The following is a 22,139-nucleotide window of genomic DNA, read 5'->3' as shown; positions in this document are numbered from 1 at the left end:
CATGGCTAACATTCCAACTATTTCCTTCGACGCCATCATCATTGGTGGCGGCGGTGCTGGCATGCGCGCAGCGCTGCAGCTGGCTCAGGGTGGTCACAAGACTGCCGTGATCACCAAGGTGTTCCCGACGCGTTCGCACACTGTTTCGGCCCAGGGTGGCATCACCTGCGCCATCGCCTCCGCCGATCCGAACGATGACTGGCGCTGGCACATGTACGATACCGTCAAGGGTTCCGACTACATCGGTGACCAGGACGCTATCGAATACATGTGTCAGGAAGGCCCGGCTGCCGTGTTCGAGCTGGACCACATGGGCCTGCCGTTCTCGCGTACCGAGCAAGGTCGTATCTACCAGCGTCCATTCGGCGGCCAGTCGAAGGATTACGGTAAAGGCGGCCAGGCTGCCCGTACGTGCGCAGCGTCCGACCGTACCGGTCACGCGCTGCTGCACACCCTTTATCAGGGCAACCTGAAAGCCGGCACTACGTTCCTGAACGAGTACTACGCCGTTGACCTGGTCAAAAACCAGGATGGCGCATTCGTCGGCGTGATTGCCATCTGCATCGAAACCGGTGAAACCACCTACATCCGCGCCAAGGCAACTGTTCTGGCGACTGGCGGTGCAGGTCGTATCTACGCTTCGACCACCAATGCCCTGATCAACACCGGTGACGGCGTCGGCATGGCACTGCGTGCGGGCGTGCCGGTACAAGACATCGAAATGTGGCAGTTCCACCCGACCGGTATCGCCGGCGCGGGCGTACTGGTTACCGAAGGTTGCCGTGGTGAAGGTGGTTACCTGATCAACAAGCACGGCGAGCGTTTCATGGAGCGTTATGCTCCGAACGCGAAAGACCTTGCCGGTCGTGACGTTGTTGCCCGTTCGATGGTTAAAGAAATCATCGCCGGCAATGGCTGTGGCCCGAATGGCGACCACGTACTGCTGAAGCTCGATCACTTGGGCGAAGAAGTGCTGCACAGCCGCCTGCCAGGTATCTGTGAGCTGTCCAAGACGTTTGCTCACGTTGACCCGGTGGTTGCTCCGGTTCCGGTTGTTCCGACTTGCCACTATATGATGGGCGGTGTTCCGACCAACATTCATGGCCAGGCGATCACTCAGAACGCTGAAGGCGTGGACGAGATCATTCATGGCCTGTTCGCGGTAGGCGAAGTGGCATGCGTATCGGTTCACGGTGCCAACCGTCTGGGCGGCAACTCGCTGCTCGACCTGGTGGTGTTCGGCCGCGCGGCCGGCCTGCACCTGGAAAAAGCCCTGACCGACGGCATCGAATACGATGACGCTACCGACGCCAATATCGAGGCCGCCCTGGCGCGCCTGAACGCTCTGAACGAGCGTACCGATGGTGAAGACGTAGCTACCCTGCGTCGCGAGCTGCAAAACTGCATGCAGAACTACTTCGGTGTATTCCGTACTGGCGAATACATGCAGAAGGGTATCGCCCAGCTGGCCGATCTGCGCAAGCGTATTGCCAACGTCAAGATCAACGATAAGAGCCAGGCGTTCAACACCGCTCGTATCGAAGCACTTGAGCTGCAAAACCTGTTGGAAGTGGCTGAAGCGACTGCGATCGCCGCCGAGGTTCGTAAAGAATCCCGTGGTGCTCACGCTCGTGAAGACTTTGAAGATCGCGACGACGAAAACTGGTTGTGCCACACCCTGTACTTCCCGGGTGACAAGCGCGTAACCAAGCGTGCCGTGAACTTCTCGCCGAAGACAGTTCCGACCTTTGAACCGAAGATTCGGACTTACTAAGGGTGGCTGCCATGTTGAAAGTCAGTGTTTACCGCTACAACCCTGATCAGGACGCTGCGCCGTTCATGCAGGAATTCCAGGTCGATACCGGTGGTAAAGACCTGATGGTGCTGGATGTATTGGCACTGATCAAAGAGCAGGACGAAGGTTTCTCCTATCGTCGCTCTTGCCGTGAAGGTGTGTGCGGTTCCGACGGCATGAACATCAACGGCAAAAACGGCCTGGCGTGCATTACGCCGCTGTCCGCCGTCGTCAAAGGCAACAAGCTGATCGTTCGTCCTCTGCCAGGTTTGCCGGTTATCCGTGACCTGGTCGTCGATATGAGCATCTTCTACAAGCAATACGAGAAAGTTAAGCCGTTCCTGCAGAACGACACGCCGGCTCCGGCCATCGAGCGTCTGCAGTCCCCTGAAGAGCGTGAAAAGCTCGACGGTCTGTACGAGTGCATCCTGTGCGCTTGCTGCTCGACTTCGTGCCCGTCCTTCTGGTGGAACCCGGACAAGTTCCTGGGTCCAGCCGCTCTGCTGCAAGCGTACCGCTTCCTGGCAGACAGCCGTGACACCAAGACGTCCGAGCGTCTGGCTTCGCTGGATGACCCGTTCAGCGTATTCCGCTGCCGCGGGATCATGAACTGCGTCAACGTATGTCCTAAAGGCCTGAACCCGACTAAGGCCATTGGTCACATCCGTAACATGCTGCTGCAAAGCGGCGTGTAACTGACGTTGTAACAAAGCAGGACCGTTGTGCCCGTAAATGCTACGGCGCAGGCTTCAACCGGCGCCGTAGTTTTAACTTGAGCAGCGACTTACAAAGCCGCGGCTCTTATTTTGAAGAAATGAGACAAGCAGGGGCATTCGGGTTGGTACCCGAACTATCAGCGTGATCCTAAGTGGCTTGTTTTGGTCGCTGCACTTGGCCTTTTGCAAGCAAACTCGGTGTTTCCGCCGGTGGTGTCCCCAAATCGAGGGTGACCAAGCATGCAAGAAAGCGTGATGCAGCGCATGTGGAACAGCGGCTATCTTTCAGGTGGTAACGCTGCCTATGTGGAAGAGCTTTATGAGCTCTACCTGCACGACCCTAACGCTGTGCCAGAAGAATGGCGCACCAAATTTCAGACGTTGTCTTCAGACGGCAACGCTGCCACCGATGTATCGCACGCAACAATTCGCGATCAGTTTGTGCTGCTGGCAAAGAACCAGCGCCGCGCTCAGCCGGTTTCCGCCGGGAGCGTGAGCAGCGAGCATGAGAAGAAGCAAGTTGAAGTATTGCGACTGATCCAGGCTTACCGGATGCGTGGCCACCAGGCGGCCCAGCTTGACCCGCTGGGGCTCTGGCAGCGTCCTGCACCTGCTGACCTGTCGATCAATCATTACGGCTTGACCAATGCCGATCTTGATACGACCTTCCGTGCCGGCGACCTGTTCATCGGCAAAGAGGAAGCGAGCCTACGCGAAATTCACGAAGCGTTGCAGCAGACATATTGCCGCACCATCGGCGCTGAGTTCACGCATATCACCGATTCCGAGCAACGCCACTGGTTCCAGCATCGCCTGGAAGGTGTGCGTGGCCGTCCGGTGCTGTCCGCCGACGTACGCAGCCACCTGCTCGAGCGTGTGACCGCAGCTGAAGGTCTCGAGAAATACCTGGGCACCAAATACCCGGGCACCAAGCGTTTTGGCCTGGAAGGCGGCGAGAGCCTCATTCCAATGCTCGACGAGCTGATCCAGCGTTCCGGTTCCTATGGCACCAAGGAAGTCGTGATCGGCATGGCTCACCGTGGTCGCCTGAACGTGTTGGTCAACACCTTCGGCAAGAACCCGCGCGAGCTGTTCGACGAGTTCGAAGGCAAGAAGAAGGTCGAACTGGGTTCCGGTGACGTTAAATACCACCAGGGCTTCTCGTCCAACGTGATGACCACCGGCGGTGAAGTTCACCTGGCCATGGCGTTCAACCCATCCCACCTGGAAATCGTTTCCCCAGTGGTCGAGGGTTCGGTCCGTGCTCGTCAGGATCGTCGTAACGATGCCACCGGTGAAAAGGTCCTGCCGATTTCCATCCACGGTGACGCGGCATTCGCCGGCCAAGGCGTGGTTCTGGAAACGTTCCAGATGTCGCAGACTCGCGGCTTCAAGACCGGCGGTACGGTTCACATCGTCATCAACAACCAGGTTGGCTTCACCATCAGCAACCCGCTGGACGCGCGCTCTACCGAGTACGCCACCGACGTTGCCAAGATGATCCAGGCGCCGATCCTCCATGTGAATGGTGATGATCCGGAAGCCGTGTTGTTCGTGACCCAGCTCGCTATCGACTACCGCATGCAGTTCAAGCGTGACGTGGTGATCGACCTGGTTTGCTACCGCCGTCGCGGTCACAACGAAGCGGATGAGCCTAGCGGCACCCAGCCGTTGATGTACCAGCAAATCGCCAAGCAGCGCACCACCCGTGAGCTGTACGCCGAAAGCCTGACCAAGGCCGGCGTGGTTGACGATGCGCGTGTTCAGGCGAAAGTCGATGAATACCGCAACGCGCTGGACAACGGTCTGCATGTCGTAAAAAGCCTGGTTAAAGAGCCGAACAAAGAGCTGTTCGTTGACTGGCGTCCGTACCTGGGCCACGCCTGGACTGCGCGTCACGACACCTCGTTCGATCTGAAAACCTTGCAGGAACTGTCTGCCAAGCTTCTGGAAATTCCAGAAGGCTTCGTTGTGCAGCGCCAGGTTGCGAAGATCTACGAAGACCGTCAGAAGATGCAAGCCGGCGGCCTGCCGATCAACTGGGGTTACGCCGAAACCATGGCGTACGCGACCCTGGCGTTCGAAGGTCACCCGATCCGCATGACCGGCCAGGATATCGGCCGTGGTACGTTCTCGCACCGTCACGCGGTATTGCACAACCAGAAAGACGCGGGCACCTACATTCCGCTGCAACACCTTTACGAAGGCCAGCCACGTTTCGACCTGTTCGATTCGTTCCTGTCCGAAGAAGCCGTACTGGCGTTCGAATACGGTTACTCCACCACCACGCCTCAGGCGCTGGTGATCTGGGAAGCCCAGTTCGGCGACTTCGCCAACGGTGCCCAAGTGGTTATTGACCAGTTCATCACCAGCGGTGAGCACAAGTGGGGCCGTCTGTGCGGTCTGACCATGCTGCTGCCACACGGTTATGAAGGTCAGGGTCCGGAGCACTCTTCGGCCCGTCTGGAGCGTTACCTGCAGCTGTGCGCCGAGCACAACATCCAGGTGTGCGTGCCGACTACCCCGGCCCAGATCTACCACTTGCTGCGTCGTCAGGTGATCCGCCCGCTGCGCAAGCCGCTGGTAGTGCTGACTCCGAAGTCGCTGTTGCGTCACAAATTGGCCATCTCGACCCTGGAAGATCTGGCCGACGGTTCGTTCCAGACCGTTATTCCAGAAATCGACACCTTGGACGCAGCCAAGGTCACTCGCCTGATCCTGTGCAGCGGCAAGGTTTACTACGACTTGCTGGAAAAACGCCGTGCCGAAGGCCGCGAAGACATCGCCATCGTGCGTATCGAGCAGCTTTACCCGTTCCCGGAAGACGACCTGATGGAGGCCATCGCGCCTTACACCAACCTCACCCATGCGGTGTGGTGCCAGGAAGAACCGATGAACCAGGGCGCTTGGTACAGCAGCCAGCATCATTTGCGTCGCAGCATCGGCAACCACAAGACAGGCCTTGGCCTTGAGTATGCCGGTCGTGATGCTTCTGCTGCACCTGCGTGTGGTTATGCGTCGATGCACGCCGAGCAGCAGGAAAAACTGCTGCAAGATGCTTTCACTGTTTAACGCCTTCGCGCTGACTGAAACCGAATTTTAAGGACCCACAGATAATGGCTATCGAAATCAAAGCCCCGTCATTCCCGGAATCGGTTGCCGATGGCACCGTTGCCACCTGGCACAAGAAACCAGGCGACGCTGTAAAGCGTGATGACCTGATCGTCGACATCGAGACCGACAAAGTCGTTCTGGAAGTGTTGGCCGAAGCTGACGGCGTGCTGGGCGCGATCGTTGCAGAAGAGGGCGCTACCGTCCTGTCGAACCAGATCCTGGGCTCGATCGAAGCAGGCGGCGCTGCTGCACCTGCTCCGGCCGCTGCTGCACCTGCTGCTGCTTCCGCTCCAGCCGCTGCTCCTGCTGCCGCTGGCGAAGATCCAATCGCTGCACCGGCTGCGCGTCAGTTGGCCGAAGAAAACGGCATCAATCTGGCTTCCATCAAAGGCACCGGCAAAGACGGCCGTGTGACCAAGGAAGACGTGGTTGCTGCCGTTGAAGCCAAGAAAAACGCTCCGGCCGCCGCACCTGCCAAGGCTGCTGCTCCAGCTGCCGCTGCGCCTGTGTTCGCTGCTGGCGACCGCACCGAGAAGCGCGTACCGATGACTCGTGTACGTGCCACCGTGGCCAAGCGTCTGGTTGAAGCACAGTCGAACATGGCGATGCTGACCACTTTCAACGAAGTCGACATGACTGAAGTCATGGCCCTGCGTTCGAAGTACAAGGACCTGTTCGAGAAGTCCCACAATGGCGTGCGCCTGGGCTTCATGTCGTTCTTCGTGAAAGCGGCCACCGAAGCGCTGAAACGCTTCCCGGCAGTCAACGCTTCCATCGACGGCAGCGACATCGTTTACCACGGTTATGCCGACGTCGGCGTTGCCGTGTCCAGCGACCGTGGCCTGGTCGTACCGGTTCTGCGTAACGCCGAGCTGATGAGCCTGGCTGAAATCGAAGGCGGCATCGCTGGCTTCGGCAAGAAAGCCCGTGACGGCAAGCTGACCATCGACGAGATGACCGGTGGTACCTTCACCATCACCAACGGTGGTACCTTCGGTTCGATGATGTCGACCCCGATCGTCAACCCGCCACAAGCTGCGATCCTGGGCATGCACAACATCATCCAGCGTCCGATGGCCATCAACGGCCAAGTCGTGATCCGCCCAATGATGTACCTGGCACTGTCTTACGATCACCGCCTGATCGATGGTAAAGAAGCCGTGACTTTCCTGGTGACCATCAAGAACCTGCTGGAAGACCCGGCTCGTCTGCTGCTGGATATTTGATTGAGGCAGCTTCAAGTTGTGAGCTACAAGCTGCAAGTAAACGCAGTTTGGCTTGCAGCTTGAAGCTTGAAGCTTGACGCTCCGAGCTAATAGAGGATCTATTTTCATGACACAGAAATTTGACGTCGTAGTGATTGGTGCAGGTCCTGGCGGCTACGTTGCCGCCATCAAGGCCGCACAACTGGGCCTCTCGACTGCTTGCATCGAAAAATACACCGACAAGGAAGGCAAACTGGCGCTGGGCGGTACTTGCCTGAACGTCGGTTGCATTCCTTCCAAGGCGCTGCTGGACAGCTCCTGGAAATTCCACGAAGCCCAAGACGGTTTCGCGATCCACGGCATCAACCACGCCGGCGTGACCATGGACGTGCCAGCAATGGTCGGCCGTAAAGCCAACATCGTTAAAGGCCTGACTTCCGGCGTTGCGACCTTGTTCAAGGCCAACGGTGTGACTTCCCTGCAAGGCCACGGCAAACTGCTGGCCGGCAAGAAAGTTGAAATCACCAAGCCAGACGGCTCGGTAGAAGTCATCGAAGCCGAAAACGTGATCCTGGCTCCAGGCTCGCGCCCAATCGACATTCCACCGGCTCCAGTTGACCAGAACGTGATCGTTGATTCGACCGGCGCCCTGGAATTCCAAGCGGTTCCCAAGCGTCTGGGCGTGATCGGCGCTGGCGTAATCGGTCTGGAACTGGGTTCGGTATGGTCGCGTCTGGGTTCCGAAGTGACCGTTCTGGAAGCCCTGGACACGTTCCTGCTGGCTGCCGACACTGCGGTGTCCAAAGAAGCCTACAAAACCCTGACCAAACAAGGTCTGGACATCAAGCTGGGTGCTCGCGTGACCGGCTCGAAGGTTAACGGCGAAGAAGTTGTCGTGACCTACACCGACAAGGATGGCGAACAGACCATCACTTTCGACAAGCTGATTGTTGCCGTTGGTCGCCGTCCAGTCACAGCTGACCTGTTGGCTTCCGACAGCGGCGTGAACATCGACGAGCGTGGTTTCATCCACGTTGACGATCACTGCGCTACCACCGTTCCTGGCGTGTACGCCATTGGCGACGTGGTTCGCGGCATGATGCTGGCGCACAAGGCTTCCGAAGAAGGCATCATGGTTGTCGAGCGCATCAAGGGCCACAAAACCCAGATGAACTACGACCTGATCCCATCGGTTATCTACACCCACCCGGAAATTGCATGGGTCGGCAAGAACGAACAGCAGTTGAAAGCTGAAGGCGTTGAAGTTAACGTCGGCACCTTCCCGTTTGCCGCTTCTGGCCGTGCCATGGCAGCCAACGACACCGGTGGTTTTGTCAAAGTCATCGCTGATGCCAAGACTGACCGCGTATTGGGCGTCCACGTGATTGGCCCGAGCGCTGCAGAACTGGTTCAGCAAGGCGCGATCGGTATGGAATTCGGCACCAGTGCCGAGGACCTGGGCATGATGGTCTTCTCCCATCCGACCCTGTCCGAAGCGTTGCACGAAGCAGCGTTGGCAGTGAATGGCGGCGCCATCCACATCGCCAACCGCAAGAAGCGCTAAGCGAGATAATAAGAAACCACGGCGGTTGCCCGTCGTGAGCCTTGCGCGCAAGACTCACCGCGGAATGTCCGCTGGACGCAGTCTTGCGCAGCTTTACGGGCCTTGAGCCCCGCAAGTTGCGCAAGCAGCAGTCACAGGTGGCGCGGCACTCATAATGAGCGCAGCGCCGAATGCGCAGTACCTAACGAAGACGGTAAAAAGCATGAATCTTCACGAGTATCAGGGTAAGCAGCTGTTCGCTGAATACGGCCTGCCAGTATCCCAGGGCTACGCAGTAGACACCCCGGAAGCAGCAGCAGAAGCTTGCGACAAAATCGGTGGTACCGAGTGGGTTGTCAAAGCCCAGGTCCACGCTGGTGGTCGCGGTAAAGCGGGCGGCGTTAAGCTGGTTCGCAGCAAAGAAGACGCCAAGGCCTTCGCACAGCAGTGGCTGGGCAAGCGTCTGGTGACTTACCAGACTGATGCCAATGGCCAACCAGTCACCAAGATCCTGGTTGAATCGTGCACTGATATCGCTAAAGAGCTGTACCTGGGCGCTGTCGTTGACCGTTCGAGCCGTCGCATCGTGTTCATGGCTTCCACCGAAGGTGGCGTGGACATCGAGAAGATCGCTCACGACACTCCAGAAAAAATTCTGAAAGCCACTATCGATCCACTGGTTGGCGCTCAGCCATTCCAGGGTCGCGAACTGGCTTTCCAGCTGGGTCTGGAAGGCAAGCAAGTTGCCCAGTTCGCCAAGATCTTCGTAGGTCTGGCCAAACTGTTCCAGGATCACGATCTGGCCCTGCTGGAAGTGAACCCGCTGGTGATCAAGGCTGACGGCGATCTGCACTGCCTCGACGCCAAGATCAACATCGACGCCAACGCCATGTACCGTCAGCCTAAGCTGAAAACTTTCCACGATCCGTCGCAAGACGATCCGCGCGAAGCGCACGCTGCCAAGTTCGAACTGAACTACGTAGCCCTGGAAGGTAACATCGGTTGCATGGTCAACGGTGCTGGCCTGGCCATGGGTACCATGGACATCGTCAACCTGCATGGCGGCAAACCAGCCAACTTCCTCGACGTGGGCGGCGGTGCTACCAAAGAACGCGTTACCGAAGCCTTCAAGATCATCCTGTCCGACACTAACGTCGCTGCAGTATTGGTCAACATCTTCGGCGGCATCGTTCGTTGCGACATGATTGCCGAAGGCATCATCGGTGCAGTGAAAGAAGTCGGCGTTAAAATCCCGGTTGTTGTTCGCCTTGAAGGTAACAACGCTGAACTGGGCGCTAAAGTACTGGCAGAAAGCGGTTTGAACATCATCGCGGCTACCAGCCTGACCGACGCTGCTCAACAAGTTGTCAAAGCTGCGGAGGGCAAATAATGAGCGTCCTGATCAATAAAGACACCAAAGTTATCTGCCAGGGTATTACCGGTTCGCAAGGTAGTTTCCACACCCAGCAAGCCATCGAATACGGCACCAAGATGGTGGGTGGCGTTACTCCTGGTAAGGGCGGCACCGAGCACCTGGGTCTGCCAGTGTTCAACACCGTGAAAGACGCTGTAGCTGCCACTGGCGCCACCGCCAGCGTGATCTACGTTCCAGCTCCTTTCTGCAAAGACTCGATCCTGGAAGCGGCATTCGGCGGCATCAAGCTGATCGTTTGCATCACCGAAGGCATTCCTACCCTGGACATGCTGGACGCTAAAGTTAAGTGTGACGAGCTGGGCGTAGTCCTGATCGGCCCTAACTGCCCAGGCGTGATCACTCCAGGCGAATGCAAGATCGGCATCATGCCTGGTCACATTCACTTGCCAGGCAAAGTCGGTATCGTTTCCCGTTCCGGCACCCTGACCTACGAAGCTGTCAAGCAAACGACTGACGCCGGTTTCGGCCAGTCGACTTGCGTCGGCATCGGCGGTGACCCGATCCCAGGCTCGAACTTCATCGACATCCTGAAACTGTTCCAGGAAGACCCGAAGACCGAAGCGATCGTCATGATCGGTGAGATCGGCGGTTCGGCTGAAGAAGAAGCGGCTGCCTACATCAAGGCACACGTGACCAAGCCGGTTGTTTCCTACATCGCTGGTGTGACTGCCCCTGCTGGCAAGCGCATGGGCCATGCTGGCGCAATCATCTCCGGCGGCAAAGGCACAGCAGACGAGAAGTTTGCTGCCCTGGAAGACGCAGGCGTTAAAACCGTGCGTTCGCTGGCAGACATCGGCAAGGCTTTGTCCGAGCTGACCGGTTGGGCTGTCAAGTAAGCCTCGCGCTTAGCTGACGCTTTATCCACACAAAGGCCACCTTCGGGTGGCCTTTGTGCGTTCTGGGTATTGCTCATCAGATTGGATGCCCCGTTCACATGTGGGAGCTGGCTTGCCTGCGATAGCATCGACTCGGTTTACCTGATGGACCGAGTCGCCCGCATCGCAGGCAAGCCAGCTCCCACATGGGGCTGTATTGTCAAAATTAAGTATGAAAACGCGACATTGTGATGTCGCTTATCGGACAGTTCGCCCCGCAACAGTGCGTTTGTCGGCCTAATTCTGTACTCTAGCCGCCTCTTTATGCGTCCGCATCCCAAAAGGAAGCTGCGCGCTAGACCGGTCGGTCCCCATCAGGACCGGCAGCAGTTCCCTCATCCACAGGGAATCCCTCTCTAAATTCCGATTCAGTAGTGTGGTATTTCCTTAAATGAAAGTGTTGAAAAGCCAGGATGTCCTGGCGTTAGGCTTTATGACCTTCGCCCTGTTCGTGGGCGCCGGCAACATCATCTTCCCGCCTATCGTTGGTTTGCAGTCCGGGCCTCACGTGTGGATGGCAGCGCTGGGCTTCCTGATCACCGCGGTCGGTCTGCCGGTGGTCACCGTGATCGCCCTGGCCAAGGTCGGCGGCGGTATGGACGCGTTGAGCAGCCCGATCGGCAAGATTGCCGGCGGCCTGCTCGCGGCGGCGGCGTATCTGGCGGTAGGGCCATTGTTCGCCACTCCGCGCACTGCGACCGTTTCGTTTGAAGTGGGCCTGGCGCCGCTGACCGGCGAAAGCCCGTTGGCGCTGTTCCTCTACAGCTCGGTGTATTTCCTGGTGGTGTTCTTTGTTTCCCTCTACCCGGGCCGACTGCTGGATACCGTAGGTCGCTTCCTGGCGCCGCTGAAAATCATCGCCCTGGCCATTCTCGGCATCGCCGCGTTTGCCTTGCCGGCCGGTGACGTGGGCGTCGCGACGCCGGAATACGTCGCCGCACCGTTCTCCCAGGGCTTCATCAATGGTTACCTGACCATGGATACCCTCGGCGCGCTGGTATTCGGTATCGTCATCGTCAATGCCATCCGTTCCCGTGGCGTTGAATCGCCACAGCTGATCACCCGCTACGCGATCATCGCCGGGCTGATTGCCGGCGTGGGCCTGGCCCTGGTGTACATCAGCCTGTTCCGTCTGGGGTCGGGCAGCCATGCCGTGGCCGCCGGTGCAAGCAATGGCGCTGCCGTGCTGCATGCTTACGTGCAACACACGTTCGGCTCCCTGGGCAGTGGCTTCCTCGCTGTGCTGATCTCTCTGGCGTGCCTGGTCACCGCTGTTGGCCTGACCTGCGCGTGTGCCGAGTACTTCAGCAAAGTCCTGCCGCTGTCCTACAAGACGCTGGTAGTAATCCTGGCGCTGTTCTCGCTGTTTGTGTCCAACCTGGGCCTGACCAAGCTGATTGCCTTCTCGATCCCGGTACTCACCGCGATCTACCCGCCGTGCATCGTGCTGGTGGCCCTGAGCTTCTGCAAAGATTTCTGGCTCGAGCAGGGCCGCATCGTCGGCCCGGTCATGCTGGTGTCGTTCATCTTTGGTTGCATTGATGCGCTCAAGGGCGCGGGCCTGGCGGATTGGATGCCTGCGCAGTTGGCACATCTGCCGCTGAGCGAGCAAGGCCTGGCGTGGCTGGTACCCGCGGTGATGACGCTGGTCGTTGCCGTAGTGGTTGACCGCATGCTTGGCAAACGCAGCGAAGCCATCGCTTAACCCGCGGTTTCACGCTGTACTGAAATGCCCCGTATCAATCGATACGGGGCATTTTTTTTGTGTGTGAGACCACAACCCCTAAAGTGTGGAATACGGTCAGTGTGGGAGCGGGCTTGCTCGCGAACGCGGTGGATCAGTAATGCACCAGGAGACTGACACACCGCGTTCGCGAGCAAGCCCGCTCCCACATTTAGATCGCATTAATATCCGTACACCGAGCAAAAGGCCCCCGCATGTCGTTCGTCGAAACCAATCAGATCCACCTGCTTGCTGCCCTCTGGTTCGTATTGTGCTGGGGCGGTTACACCCGATACGCCACGTGGAAGGCCCGTGACACTGCGTGCCTGGCCAGCGTGCTGCATCTGTATCGTGAAGACTGGATGCGCCGCATGTTGCTGCGCGATAACCGTATCGCCGATGCCAGCGTGATCGGTAACCTGGAGCGCAATGCCTCGTTCTTCGCATCCAGTACCTTGATCATCCTCGCCGGTATCCTGACAGTGCTGGGTGCTTCCGAGCGTGCGGTATCGTTGCTGGCGGACATCCCCATGGTGCAACAGGCGTCCCAGGGCATGTCGGAAATCAAGCTGCTGTGCCTGGCACTGGTGTTCGTCTATGCGTTTTTCACCTTCAGCTGGTGCATGCGCCAATACAACTTCGCCGCGGTACTGGTGGGGTCGGCGCCGATGATTGGTGAACGGCATGTGTCGGAGCAGGAGCGCAACGCGTTCGCCCTGCGGGCAGCGCGGGTGATTTCCATGGCGGCCAACCAGTTCAACTTTGGCCTGCGTGCTTATTACTTTGGCATGACCATGCTGGCCTGGTTTGTCAGCCCGTGGTTATTCATGTTGATGAGCAGCGGGGTAGTGTTGGTGCTGTATCGCCGCGAGTTTCATTCCGACGTACTGCAGGTCATGGTCTACACGCCAACTGATATGCCGGTGACGGAGCCGGCTAAAGAATCCGTGTCTTAACGCGTGGCGCCAAGGTTAATTAAACTTTTGGGCGCTGAAAAAACAGCAGACAAAGTAAAGCCCGCTATGTAAGCGGGCTTCCTTTTTGCAGCAGTTGCCAGGCTATTAAGGCTTGGCAGGTGCTACTGGAGTAGCGGTACCGTCTTCTTTTGCTTTTTCAGCGTTCGCATCAGCCTGAGCTTTGGCAGCATCGGCGTTTTCTTTTGCAGCGTCGTTCACTTTATCCTGTGCTTTCGCCATGTCCTTCTGAGCTTGCTCAGAATGCGCTTGGGCATCTTGGGCTTTGTCTTCGGATTTCTTATCGCAGGCAGCGAGGCCGAGGGCAGCAGCCAGCATCATGGAAATAGCTAAAGTCTTGCGCATGGGGTGTTTCTCCTTAGTGAAGATATCTACTGGCCTTTCGAGCTTAGACGGCCAGCATTAGTTCCTTTTGTTTCAAAGATATATAAAACGTGACGCTCAAGGAACTTTTGCCCTTGCCCCCAGACGCCTCTAATCGACACTAATAAGAGTCTGAACACATGACCGAAAATCCCTTGTTAGCGCGTGCCACACGCTTTGTTTCGGCGCTGCGCCACTGCCAGGTATTAGGCATCACCGTCCATGCTGCCAGCGAGGAGGGCATGACGCTGGTCCTGCCTTACAGCCCGAGCATCGTCGGCGATCCTCAAACCGGCGTGATTCACGGTGGCGCGCTGACCTCCTTGATGGACACTGCCTGCGGCATGGCCACGCTGTGTGTCTTGCCGGAGTTCGAGGTCTGCCCGACGCTCGACCTGCGTGTCGACTACATGCATCCCGCCGAACCGCACAAGCCCGTGTACGGCTTCGCCCAATGCTATCGGGTGACCACCGACGTGATCTTCACCCGCGGCTTCGCCTACCAGGATGATCCGCAGCAGCCCATCGCCCACGTGGTCGGTACTTTCATGCGCATGGGCAAGCGCCTCAAGGGCACGCACGGGCTGGGCAGCACCCTCAAGGGAGAGCAGGCATGACACATCGATTCAAGACCCGCCTCGAACAGGCCCATCACCGGGGTAACTACGAGGCGCTGCTCGACCTGGTCCCCTACGCCAAGCTGATTGGCATTGAATGCACAAGGTTGGGGGATGAATTGCTGTTTCGTCTGCCGGCCAACAAGGACAACATTGGTAACCCCATATTGCCGGCGCTGCACGGTGGGGTGATTGCCGGGTTTATGGAGCTGTCGGCGGCGCTGCACCTGCTGGTATTTACCGGCGCGCCGGGCCTGCCGAAAATCATCGATTTTTCCCTGGATTACCTGCGTGCCGGCCAGTTTCGTGACACTTACGCCAAATGCCAGGTGTGGCGCCAGGGCCGGCGCGTCGCCAATGTGGCAATCACCGCCTGGCAAAGCACCCCGGCCGAACCGATTGCCACCGCTCGCGCACATTTCAAGATTGAGGAAACAGCGCGCCCTTGAAATCCTTGTCTTAGCCCCCAACTTTGATGACAACCCGCCGCCAACCCTTAAGGGCGCGACCACTGCCATCCAATTGGAGTTTGATGACCATGAGTGTGGAAACTCAAAAGGAAACCCTGGGCTTCCAGACCGAGGTGAAGCAACTGCTGCACCTCATGATCCATTCGCTGTATTCCAACAAGGAAATCTTCCTTCGCGAATTGATCTCGAACGCCTCTGACGCTGTCGACAAATTACGTTTCGAAGCCCTGTCCAAGCCTGAATTGCTGGAAGGTGGCGCCGAACTGAAAATCCGTGTGAGCTTCGACAAGGACGCCAAGACCGTCACCCTCGAAGACAACGGTATCGGCATGAGCCGTGAAGACGCGATCACCCATCTGGGTACCATCGCCAAATCCGGCACCGCAGATTTCATGAAGAACCTGTCGGGCGATCAGAAAAAGGATTCGCACCTGATCGGTCAATTCGGTGTGGGCTTTTACTCGGCCTTTATCGTTGCCGACAAGGTTGAAGTGTTCAGCCGCCGCGCCGGCCTCGCCGCCAGCGAAGGTGTGCACTGGTCTTCCAAAGGTGAGGGCGAGTTCGAAATCGCCACCCTCGACAAGGCTGACCGTGGTACCCGCATCGTGCTGCACCTGAAAGCGGCTGAAGATGAGTTCGCCGATGGCTGGCGCCTGCGCAATATCATCAAGAAATACTCCGACCACATCGCGCTGCCGATCGAGTTGCCGAAAGAGCAAGCTGCTGCCGAAGGCGAAGAGCAGCCTGCCCAGGAATGGGAAGTGGTCAACCGTGCCAGCGCCTTGTGGACGCGTCCTCGTACTGAAGTCAAAGACGAGGAATACCAGGAGTTCTACAAGCACATCGCTCACGACTACGAAAACCCGCTGAGCTGGAGCCACAACAAGGTCGAAGGCAAGCTGGAATACAGCTCGCTGCTCTACGTACCGGCCCGTGCTCCGTTCGACCTGTACCAGCGTGAAGCGCCCAAAGGCCTGAAGCTGTACGTGCAGCGCGTGTTCGTGATGGACCAGGCGGAATCCTTCCTGCCGCTGTACCTGCGCTTTATCAAAGGCGTGGTCGACTCCAACGACCTGTCGCTGAACGTGTCGCGGGAAATCCTGCAGAAAGACCCGATCATCGACTCCATGAAGTCGGCGCTGACCAAGCGCGTGCTCGACATGCTGGAAAAACTGGCGAAGAACGAGCCTGAGCAATACAAGGGCTTCTGGAAAAACTTCGGTCAGGTCATGAAAGAAGGCCCGGCGGAAGATTTTGCCAACAAGGAAAAAATCGCCGGCCTGCTGCGTTTTGCGTCTACCCAAGGTGAAGACGGTGAGCAGGTTGTGTCGCTGGCTGAGTACCTGGCACGCGCCAAGGAAGGTCAGGACAAGATCTACTACCTGACCGGCGAAACCTATGCTCAGGTCAAGAACAGCCCGCACCTGGAAGTCTTCCGCAAGAAAGGCATCGAAGTGCTGCTGTTGACCGACCGTATCGATGAGTGGCTGATGAGCTACCTCAGCGAGTTCGACGGCAAAACCTTCGTCGACGTGGCCCGTGGCGACCTGGACCTGGGTAACCTGGACTCCGAAGAAGAGAAGAAGGAAGCCGAAGAAGTCGCCAAGGCCAAAGAAGGCCTGGTTGAGCGGATCAAGACCGCCCTGGGCGATGCTGTCAGCGAAGTGCGGGTTTCGCACCGTCTGACCGACTCCCCGGCGATTCTGGCCATCGGCGAGCAGGACCTGGGCATGCAGATGCGTCAGATCCTGGAAGCGAGCGGTCAGAAGGTTCCGGACTCCAAGCCAATCTTCGAATTCAACCCGGCTCACCCGCTGATCGAGAAACTCGACGGCGAGCAAAGCGAAGAGCGTTTTGGCGACTTGTCGCACATCCTCTTCGACCAGGCGGCCCTGGCTGCCGGCGACAGCTTGAAAGACCCGGCCGCCTACGTGCGCCGACTGAACAAGCTGTTGGTTGAACTGTCGGTTTAACACCGTTGTAGAAAAACCCGCTTCGGCGGGTTTTTTCGTTCTAGTGCACCTCAACTGGAGTAAATGATGAGCCAAGTCACTGTGCGTTCCGTGGTCTATCAGATTGATGGCCAGTCGTATGAAAGCCGCCTGGCATTCGATGCCAGCCATAAGGGCCCGCTGCCGGGTCTGTTGATGGCACCGAACTGGATGGGTGTGAGTGCGGGTGCCGAAGACATTGCCAAAAGCGTCGCCGCCAAGGGCTACGTGGTGCTGATCGCCGACCTGTACGGGCAAACCGTACGCCCATCGAATGGCGATGAAGCGGGCGCGGCAATGATGCCGTTGAAAAATGACCGCCCATTGCTGAACAAGCGTATGCAGGCAGCCTTTGAGCAACTGCAAGGCCAGACCGAAGCCGCTGTCGATACCTCGAAGTTGGCAACCTTTGGTTTCTGCTTCGGCGGTTGCTGCTCCCTGGAGCTGGCGCGTACCGGCGCAGCGTTGAAGGCCGCCGTGTCGTTCCACGGCACGCTCGACACGCCGAACCCGGCGGATGCGAAAAACATCAAAGGTTCAGTGCTGGTACTGCACGGCGCTTCCGACCCCTTGGTGCCCAAGGAACAGTTGCCGGCGTTTGAAGATGAAATGAACGCGGCCGGTGTGGACTGGCAGTTGCTGAGCTACGGCGGTGCGGTGCATTCCTTCACTGACCCGCATGCCAATGTGCCGGGCAAGATGATGTACGACGCGAAGACCGCTGCGCGGGCGTTCCAGTCGATGCATAACTTGTTGGATGAAGTGTTCAAGGGCTAAATCTTTAGCGCCTGTGCCGGCCTCTTCGCGAGCAAGCCCGCTCCCACATTTTGATTGGTGAACACGGTTAAATGTGGGCGCTGGCTTGCCTGCGATAGCTATCTGACAGGCAACTCAATCCTTTCAGACTCTCCCGGCACCGTCGGCCAATCCCCAGCCGCCCAACGCTGCCGCGCCTGTTCGATCATGGCCGGATCGCTCGCCACAAAATTCCAGTTGATCCGCCGTGGCCCATCCAGTGGCGCACCGCCAAACACCATCAGGTGGCAATCGCTTTCAGCAAACAGCGTCATTGCCTGCCCGGCGGGCAGCACCACCAGGCTGTTCACTGCCAACACCTCGCCGTCCAGCTGCGCCTCACCCTCCAGTACATACACCGCCCGTTCCTGGTGCTCATCCGGGATCAACAGCGTCGTGGCCGTCTGCATCTGCACCTCGGCATACAACGTAGGCGACAGCACCGGCACCGGTGATTTGAGACAGAAGCCGCTACCGGCGATCAGGCGAATCTGCACGCCCAGGTTGTCAATGACTGGCAGGCTCGCCGCCGGGTGATGGCTGTAATGCCCAGGCCCCGTCTCATGGTCTTTGGGTGAGGCCAGCCACACTTGCAGGCCATGCAGGCTGAAACCTTCAGCCTTGATCGCCTCGGGCGTGCGTTCGACGTGGGCAATCGCACCGCCGGCCGTCATCCAGCTGACGTCGCCGGCTTGCACCAACTGGTCCGAGCCGAGGCTGTCTTTGTGCTGCAAGGCACCTTCGAATAGATAAGTGAGCGTCGACAGCCCGATATGCGGGTGCTGGCGGATATTCATGCCGGTGCCCGGCGCATAACGCGTCAGCAGCATGTGGTCGAAGAACACAAAAGGCCCGACGCTGCGGCATTCGCGCGACGGCAACGGGCGCAGGATCGGCTGGCCTTCGACATCTTCCGCGCGCGGGCGGATCACGGTGAGGGTGGTCATGGTGCGTCCCTGTCTGAGCGGGTTAGATGGCCCTGAGCATAACCCGCTCGACGGGTGGATGGCGCTACTGGCTGAAAGCGCCTTCGGACAGTTTCGTCTCGATGGTGACTTCTGCGGTGGTCATCAGTTTATGCACGGGGCAGCGATCAGCCACGCGGTGCAACTCGTCGCGCTGTTCATCGGTGAGCACGCCCTTGAGGGTTAACTTGACGTTGAGCGTGTATTTGCCTTTTTGCTCCTCGGTGCTGTCGTGGGTGACTTCCACGGTGACGCCGGTGAGGGGAATGTCTTTTTTCTGGGCATACAGTTTGACGGTCAGCGCCTTGCACGAGGCCAGGGCAGCATCGAAATAATCGTGGGGGGAGGGTGCCGAGTCGTCGCCGCCCAGGCTTTTGGGCAAATCGGTGAACAGTTCGTGGTTATTGATATTCACACTGTGGCGAAAGTTGTCGTGGTTCAGGGTGTTGACGGTAACAGGCATGGTAAACCTCACAGATTGGCAGGATGAAGGTCATGCAGTTATAGAACATGCTGGCACTGGGGTGTTCCGCGTTTTTTGCCGGTGAACCCGTTTGCATCGCGCAAGGTCTACCGCAATTCACCCCTATGAGATTTTACCGTGCCTTGGACCCGCCTCAGTCTTGCCCTGTTGCTCGCTGCCAGTAGCCTCGTCGTGCAGGCCCGCGAATATGCCTACAGCGATGCGCACCTGCATTACGTCGACTTCTTCCAGGAAACGGCAGGCATGGACACGCTGCTTAAGGCCATGGCGGATAATCGCATCGAGCATGTGATGATTTCCGGCATTCCTGTGGCCAAGAAATGGCACGAAGACGAACCCAAGCGCCCGCGTTACTACGCGGGTGACGATGCCGATGCCTATTGGTACAGCGCCACCGACGTGATCGTCGCGGCAGCGGTGAACACACTCACCCCTGAGCAGCGTCAGCATTTTCATCCGTTTTTGTCCGGCTTTAACCCTAACGACAAGAACTCGGCGGCGCATATCCAACGCATGCTCGACCTCAACCCAGGGCTCTGGCAGGGCATTGGTGAAGTGTTCACACGGCACGACGACCTGACGGCCTTGACGGCAGGTGACACCCCGCGGGCCAACAATGAAGCCATGACGCGCGTCTATCACCTCGCCGCCGAAAACGATTTGCCGGTGATGCTGCACTCCAACATCACCTCCAAGCGCGAACGCAACCCACTGTACCTGCCGGAGGTGGAGACATCGCTGCGCAACCACCCGCACACGCGTTTTATCTGGGCGCATGCGGGTACCAGTAAAGAGATCCATCGCCATCAGGTACAGATGGACTTCTTGCTCCCTACCTTGAGCCGTATGTTGCAAGCCTATCCCAATCTGTACATCGACCTCTCTTGGAGCATGCTCACGCCGTACTTGCTGGATGAGGCAGGCAAGCCCCGAGCGCAGTGGTTAAAGCTGGTAGAGCGCTTCCCTGAGCGCTTCATGGTGGGTTCGGACGTTGTAGGGCGCTTCAACAAGCTCGGTAAGGAAATGCGCCGCTTTGATCCTTTCCTGGACGCGCTGCCTGAGGACGTGGCCCGTAAGGTTGCGCGCGATAACTTCCTGGCCATTCTGCCGAAACACGCTCGCGATGAGCAGGCACATTGATATCGCGTTTTCGTCTTACGCAATTTGGCTGAAGGGCCGATAGCTTTCAGGAGACCCGCTGCAGGTGGATGCAGCGCATTTGGAAGGAACCAGGCAATGAGTATCCGTAGTCTGAATATCGCTCCCCGCGCCGGCTTGGGCTTTGGCGTGTTGGCGTTGATGGTGTTCGCCTTGGGCGGCTTCGCACTGCTGCAGATGGCCAACATGCGCCAGCAGTCGGACCAGGTGGAGAACAACTGGCTACCCAGCGTGATGGCGGTGGGGGATATGAGCCAGGATCTGTTAAGGGTTCGCGCGCTGACCCTGCGGTTGGTGGTCAACCGTGATCCGCAGGCGCTGGCGCAGAACGAGCAAAAACTGACCGATCTGAAAAATGGCATGTCCCACGCCCAGACACTTTACGAGGGGCTGATCGTCCTGCCCGAAGAACGCACGCTGTTTGATCGTTTCAAGACCGAAGAGCAGCAATACCTGCAACGCCAAGAGCAGGTGATGACGCTCTCCAAGGCCAACCAGTTGGACGATGCGATCAAGATCGTCAACGGTGAGATGAATCAACTGGCCGATCAGATGGCCGGCACTCTGCATGATCTGGTCATTTTGAACAAAACCAATGCCAACCTGGCCGCAAGCCTGGCGCAAAGCGTGTTCACTCAATCGCGTACCTGGGTGGTCGGCATGATCGTGCTCACGGCGCTGATTACCATTGGGTTGGCGGTGTGGCTGACCCGCAGCATCGTGCTGCCGTTGGCACAGTCACTGAAAGTCGCGCAGGGCGTCGCCAGTGGCGACCTGACCGGTGAGATCAACGTGACCGGCAATGATGAGCCGGCGCGCTTGCAGCAGGCGCTCAAGGGCATGCAGGAAAACCTGCGCGACACCATCCGGCGTATTGGCGAATCCTCGAACCAGTTGGCTTCGGCTTCCGAAGAACTCAGTTGCGTCACTGAGGACGCGACCCGTGGCCTGCACCAGCAGAACCAGGAAATCGAACAGGCCGCCACGGCGGTCAACCAGATGACAGCGGCGGTGGAAGAAGTGGCGAGCAACGCGGTGGCCACGTCGCAGGCGTCGCGCGAGTCCGACCGCATCGCCCAGCGCGGGCGTGCTCAGGTGCACCAGACAGTGGAGTCGATTGAGGCGTTGGCCACGGACGTGACCGCCAATGCCACTCAGGTCGAAGAATTGGCGCAAAAGGTCTATGGCATCAGCAAGGTGCTGGACGTGATTCGCTCGATTGCCGAACAGACTAACCTGCTGGCGCTGAATGCCGCGATCGAAGCGGCGCGGGCCGGGGATGCCGGGCGCGGTTTTGCTGTGGTGGCGGATGAGGTGCGGGCCTTGGCCCATCGCACACAACAGTCGACCCAGGAAATTGAGCTGATGATCAGCGGCATTCAGCAGGGCACCGATCAGGCCGTCAGCTCGATGCAGCAGAGCAATACCCGGGCGCGCTCCACGCTGGATATCGCCAAGTCGGCGGGCACGGCGCTGGAAGAAATTGCGTCGGCATTTACCCTGATCAACGAGCGCAACCTGGTGATTGCCAGTGCCTCGGAGCAGCAGGCGGCGGTGGCGCGGGAAGTGGATCGCAACTTGATGAATATTCGTGATCTGGCGCATCAGACGTCGACCGGCGCCAATCAGACCAGTGCGGCGAGTCAGGAGTTGTCGCGGTTGGCGGTGGATCTGAACACGATGGTGGCGCGGTTTTCGGTGTAGGGCGCAAGACCGCGGTTATTCAATCGCAGGCAAGCTGGCCCCCACATTTGACTGTGTTCACAATTCAGCATGTGGGCGCTGGCTTGCCTGCGATACGCATGGGTATCTACGCAACTCTTTGTGTTGCTTTGAGCCTGTGAGGGGTTAGGTAGATTGAGGACATATCCGTTGCTGCGGTAACGGCTGCTTAGGGTTCCGCCCTTACGGCGGGT

Annotated in this window: 18 protein-coding genes and 1 pseudogene; 16 read left to right on the top strand and 3 right to left on the bottom strand. The window is 58.4% G+C overall.

The window, feature by feature from the left end:
* Nucleotide 1 precedes the first annotated feature (1 nt).
* The 9 genes from sdhA (at nt 2) to ACI77D_RS27355 (ending at nt 13,362) form a co-directional block, all read left to right on the top strand.
* Nucleotides 2–1,774 (top strand): succinate dehydrogenase flavoprotein subunit, encoded by a 1,773-nt coding sequence (gene sdhA / locus ACI77D_RS27395; protein WP_064451605.1) that lies wholly within the window; start codon nt 2–4, stop codon nt 1,772–1,774.
* Between the two features lie 11 nt (nt 1,775–1,785).
* Nucleotides 1,786–2,490 (top strand): succinate dehydrogenase iron-sulfur subunit, encoded by a 705-nt coding sequence (locus tag ACI77D_RS27390; RefSeq protein ID WP_003172807.1) that lies wholly within the window; start codon nt 1,786–1,788, stop codon nt 2,488–2,490.
* A 261-nt stretch (nt 2,491–2,751) separates the two neighbouring features.
* Nucleotides 2,752–5,583: a 2-oxoglutarate dehydrogenase E1 component gene (locus ACI77D_RS27385; protein WP_064451606.1), complete on the top strand. Its 2,832-nt coding sequence runs from the start codon at nt 2,752–2,754 to the stop codon at nt 5,581–5,583.
* 44 nt (nt 5,584–5,627) lie between these two features.
* Nucleotides 5,628–6,851: a 2-oxoglutarate dehydrogenase complex dihydrolipoyllysine-residue succinyltransferase gene (gene odhB, locus ACI77D_RS27380; protein ID WP_221294312.1), complete on the top strand. Its 1,224-nt coding sequence runs from the start codon at nt 5,628–5,630 to the stop codon at nt 6,849–6,851.
* A gap of 106 nt (nt 6,852–6,957) precedes the next feature.
* The gene (gene lpdA, locus ACI77D_RS27375; protein ID WP_064451608.1) at nt 6,958–8,394 is read left to right on the top strand and encodes a dihydrolipoyl dehydrogenase; all 1,437 of its coding nucleotides are present in this window, start codon (nt 6,958–6,960) and stop codon (nt 8,392–8,394) included.
* A 202-nt stretch (nt 8,395–8,596) separates the two neighbouring features.
* Nucleotides 8,597–9,763: an ADP-forming succinate--CoA ligase subunit beta gene (sucC, locus tag ACI77D_RS27370; RefSeq protein WP_064451609.1), complete on the top strand. Its 1,167-nt coding sequence runs from the start codon at nt 8,597–8,599 to the stop codon at nt 9,761–9,763.
* A complete protein-coding gene (gene sucD, locus ACI77D_RS27365) occupies nt 9,763–10,644 on the top strand; it encodes a succinate--CoA ligase subunit alpha (protein ID WP_003210566.1) in 882 nt (293 codons plus the stop codon). The genes sucC and sucD overlap by 1 nt, the downstream gene beginning before the upstream one ends.
* A gap of 430 nt (nt 10,645–11,074) precedes the next feature.
* Nucleotides 11,075–12,388 (top strand): branched-chain amino acid transport system II carrier protein, encoded by a 1,314-nt coding sequence (gene brnQ, locus ACI77D_RS27360; RefSeq protein ID WP_064451610.1) that lies wholly within the window; start codon nt 11,075–11,077, stop codon nt 12,386–12,388.
* Nucleotides 12,389–12,621: 233 nt separating this feature from the next.
* Nucleotides 12,622–13,362 carry a DUF599 domain-containing protein gene (locus ACI77D_RS27355; protein WP_262667438.1) on the top strand — a complete coding sequence of 247 codons (741 nt, stop codon included), beginning with the start codon at nt 12,622–12,624 and terminating at the stop codon, nt 13,360–13,362.
* A gap of 105 nt (nt 13,363–13,467) precedes the next feature.
* On the opposite strand, the gene ACI77D_RS27350 is transcribed toward ACI77D_RS27355, so the two are convergent.
* On the bottom strand, nt 13,468–13,725 hold the full coding sequence (locus tag ACI77D_RS27350; protein WP_053255236.1) for a hypothetical protein: 258 nt from the start codon (nt 13,723–13,725) through the stop codon (nt 13,468–13,470).
* A 158-nt stretch (nt 13,726–13,883) separates the two neighbouring features.
* On the opposite strand from ACI77D_RS27350, the gene ACI77D_RS27345 reads away from it, so the two are divergent.
* From ACI77D_RS27345 to ACI77D_RS27330, 4 genes are all read left to right on the top strand, one after another.
* On the top strand, nt 13,884–14,360 hold the full coding sequence (locus tag ACI77D_RS27345; RefSeq protein ID WP_064451612.1) for a PaaI family thioesterase: 477 nt from the start codon (nt 13,884–13,886) through the stop codon (nt 14,358–14,360).
* A complete protein-coding gene (locus ACI77D_RS27340) occupies nt 14,357–14,809 on the top strand; it encodes a PaaI family thioesterase (RefSeq protein ID WP_064451613.1) in 453 nt (150 codons plus the stop codon). Before ACI77D_RS27345 ends, ACI77D_RS27340 begins: the two co-directional genes overlap by 4 nt.
* 89 nt (nt 14,810–14,898) lie before the next feature.
* Nucleotides 14,899–16,803 (top strand): molecular chaperone HtpG, encoded by a 1,905-nt coding sequence (gene htpG, locus ACI77D_RS27335; protein ID WP_064454890.1) that lies wholly within the window; start codon nt 14,899–14,901, stop codon nt 16,801–16,803.
* A gap of 66 nt (nt 16,804–16,869) precedes the next feature.
* Nucleotides 16,870–17,598, top strand: a complete 729-nt coding sequence (locus ACI77D_RS27330; RefSeq protein ID WP_221294315.1) for a dienelactone hydrolase family protein — start codon at nt 16,870–16,872, stop codon at nt 17,596–17,598.
* A gap of 98 nt (nt 17,599–17,696) precedes the next feature.
* On the opposite strand, the gene ACI77D_RS27325 is transcribed toward ACI77D_RS27330, so the two are convergent.
* Nucleotides 17,697–18,563 (bottom strand): pirin family protein, encoded by an 867-nt coding sequence (locus ACI77D_RS27325; protein WP_407017888.1) that lies wholly within the window; start codon nt 18,561–18,563, stop codon nt 17,697–17,699.
* A 64-nt stretch (nt 18,564–18,627) separates the two neighbouring features.
* On the bottom strand, nt 18,628–19,044 hold the full coding sequence (locus ACI77D_RS27320) for an OsmC family protein (RefSeq protein ID WP_064451616.1): 417 nt from the start codon (nt 19,042–19,044) through the stop codon (nt 18,628–18,630).
* 138 nt (nt 19,045–19,182) lie between these two features.
* Between ACI77D_RS27320 and ACI77D_RS27315 the strand changes: the two genes are divergently transcribed.
* From ACI77D_RS27315 to ACI77D_RS27305, 3 genes and pseudogenes are all read left to right on the top strand, one after another.
* Nucleotides 19,183–20,205 (top strand): amidohydrolase family protein, encoded by a 1,023-nt coding sequence (locus ACI77D_RS27315; RefSeq protein ID WP_221294317.1) that lies wholly within the window; start codon nt 19,183–19,185, stop codon nt 20,203–20,205.
* A gap of 96 nt (nt 20,206–20,301) precedes the next feature.
* Nucleotides 20,302–21,072 (top strand): annotated as a pseudogene (locus ACI77D_RS27310) (MCP four helix bundle domain-containing protein); the annotation flags it as partial.
* Entirely contained in the window at nt 21,064–21,927 is an 864-nt protein-coding gene (locus ACI77D_RS27305) for a methyl-accepting chemotaxis protein (protein ID WP_407017894.1), read from the top strand. The pseudogene ACI77D_RS27310 and the gene ACI77D_RS27305, both read left to right, overlap by 9 nt.
* Nucleotides 21,928–22,139: the final 212 nt, after the last annotated feature.

The organism is Pseudomonas sp. O39 (assembly GCF_045447295.1).
GTDB lineage: Bacteria > Pseudomonadota > Gammaproteobacteria > Pseudomonadales > Pseudomonadaceae > Aquipseudomonas > Aquipseudomonas antarctica_A.
This window is presented reverse-complemented; position numbering and strand designations above follow the sequence as displayed.